At 45.4% G+C, this 1,833-nt stretch carries 4 protein-coding genes; all 4 read right to left on the minus strand.

Annotated features, from left to right (window positions below; all coding sequences use genetic code 11):
• A partial coding sequence (locus COO59_RS21540; RefSeq protein WP_121494958.1) for a DUF3289 family protein occupies positions 1–173 on the minus strand: 173 nt, incomplete at its 3' end.
• A gap of 155 nt (positions 174–328) precedes the next feature.
• Positions 329–811: an Hcp family type VI secretion system effector gene (locus COO59_RS20410; protein ID WP_103061460.1), complete on the minus strand. Its 483-nt coding sequence runs from the start codon at positions 809–811 to the stop codon at positions 329–331.
• A 68-nt stretch (positions 812–879) separates the two neighbouring features.
• The gene (locus COO59_RS20415; protein ID WP_103061461.1) at positions 880–1,311 is read right to left on the minus strand and encodes a DUF943 family protein; all 432 of its coding nucleotides are present in this window, start codon (positions 1,309–1,311) and stop codon (positions 880–882) included.
• On the minus strand, positions 1,298–1,833 hold a 536-nt coding region (locus COO59_RS20420), incomplete at its 5' end, for a DUF3289 family protein (RefSeq protein WP_133158628.1). The genes COO59_RS20420 and COO59_RS20415, both read right to left, overlap by 14 nt.

Raw genomic sequence — 1,833 nt, forward strand, 5'->3', positions numbered from 1 at the left:
ACATCGCGCAGATGATACTGCTGGCGCAGCACCTCAGCGGAAAGATCGCCATACAGCATATCGGGCGCGCAGTAATCATCCATTGTATGCTGCGTGGCGAAAAGCAGGCAGGGCAGTTTTATAGGTGGCGATAACCGGTTTTCTTCTGTCATCCCTGATTTCCTTTTAATCATCAACGAAAGCCAACGGGCTTAGGTGGGTTAATTATTTCTCTTCGGTCAGCAATAATACTTTTCCCTTGCGGATCGATTTATACCTCGTTATACGCACCGCTAAACGGATGTACTGAGCAAGCCGCCGCAGTGAGGCAGCGGCAGGTAAGTTAACGCTACAGTTCTTTATTTTCTTTGATGTTCCAGCCGGCGGCTATTTCGGCGCCCCTGCCGCCTTTTTCCGTTTGTTCCCAGTATTGCTGACGCACTCTGGCCGCCTGAAAATTATAGGTCATGTTAACCCGTTCACCGGCGCTGGTGCCGTTGTAGGTAAGGCTGGTTAACAGCACTTCTTCCAGGGTAATCCGCATATATTCAATTTGCGGATCGCCCGCCTTACAGGCCGAAAGCTCAACTTTATTAATATGCTTGCCGCTGGAAAGGCAGCGCATAATCGCTGGCGTGGCGCGATCAATTAGCGCATTCGCCGTCAGATCGCGCCAGGTCACTTTGCCTGCGCCGCCCCCTCCGCCCGTTTGCATATTGCCCGGCTGACTGGCTCCCCAGTTAAAACCGGAGAGCGTAATCCACCCTTTATGGTTGGCGTCCTTTGCTTCTCCCTCTATACCGTCGATTTTTAAAAAAAGATCGATGCTCATCCTTAACTCCTGTTACGTTGATTAACCACGGCGAACTGCGTCCGGCAGCTCTCTTATTTTTATGCTCATTAAAAATATTGAAGGAAGCGCTGAAAAAAGTTTTCGGTTACATACTCGGTATGCCCGTCCGGGTAGTGCCATATCAGCAGTGGGCGGTTTACTTTGGAGATACAGTTAACCTCGGTGGGCATATCATCAAAGCAAAGCAAATCGCTATCCTGGTCGGTGCCGGAGTCTTTCTTATACTCATCCTGCAAAAAAAGAATAATGTGATTCTCGGGTGAGTTAATAAACGGGTGTTTTTTCTGCAGTTGACGTTGATGTCTTTTCCACCAGGATATTTTACCGCTTCTTGACAGTGGAAAATTTTTCACAACCACAACTGCTAAAGTTTTGCCTGGCTTATGCACTCCAATAATTTCTACAGGTAATACTGCCCGATATAATATAAATAGCAGGATCGCTGCTAATATAATGAGTGAACGTTTATATTTTATCATAACGACCCACGCTGATTTTTTTTGTTAAAACTATTTCGCTAATGAAAGGCTTGAAAGCATGATTGTTTATGTGCTGAAGATAGAACCATATCCTGAAAATACGAAACTGGCGATAAAAATCATTAGTTATATCCTCTGTGTCCAGACCAAAGTGATCCTGAATATGGTATTTTATCACTGCGGTAAAAGTGCCATTTTTAACCAGTAAGCTTTCTAATGTAATATGGGTTGCCCAGGTATCATGTACCGTAATTCCTAAACCATTAAACCGGTCTGTAAATTTGTCGAATCTGGGCAGAAGAGATTTCATTATCGAATCGGTTAAAACTTGAAGTGCTGTCTCAGGTAAAGCTTGTCGGCTCCAGTCAATGTATTTTTGAAACGTTCTTAAAACGGCATTAAGAGAGTTTTGCATAGAGCTATGCTCCGCCATCGCCTGGTCCAGCAGCGGATGGCTGAAAACAGCGCCGTTGCCATACTGCATATGGGAAATCATGGTTCTCGCCAGGCTTTTATAGTTGC

The organism is Mixta theicola (assembly GCF_002895925.1).
Taxonomy (GTDB): domain Bacteria; phylum Pseudomonadota; class Gammaproteobacteria; order Enterobacterales; family Enterobacteriaceae; genus Mixta; species Mixta theicola.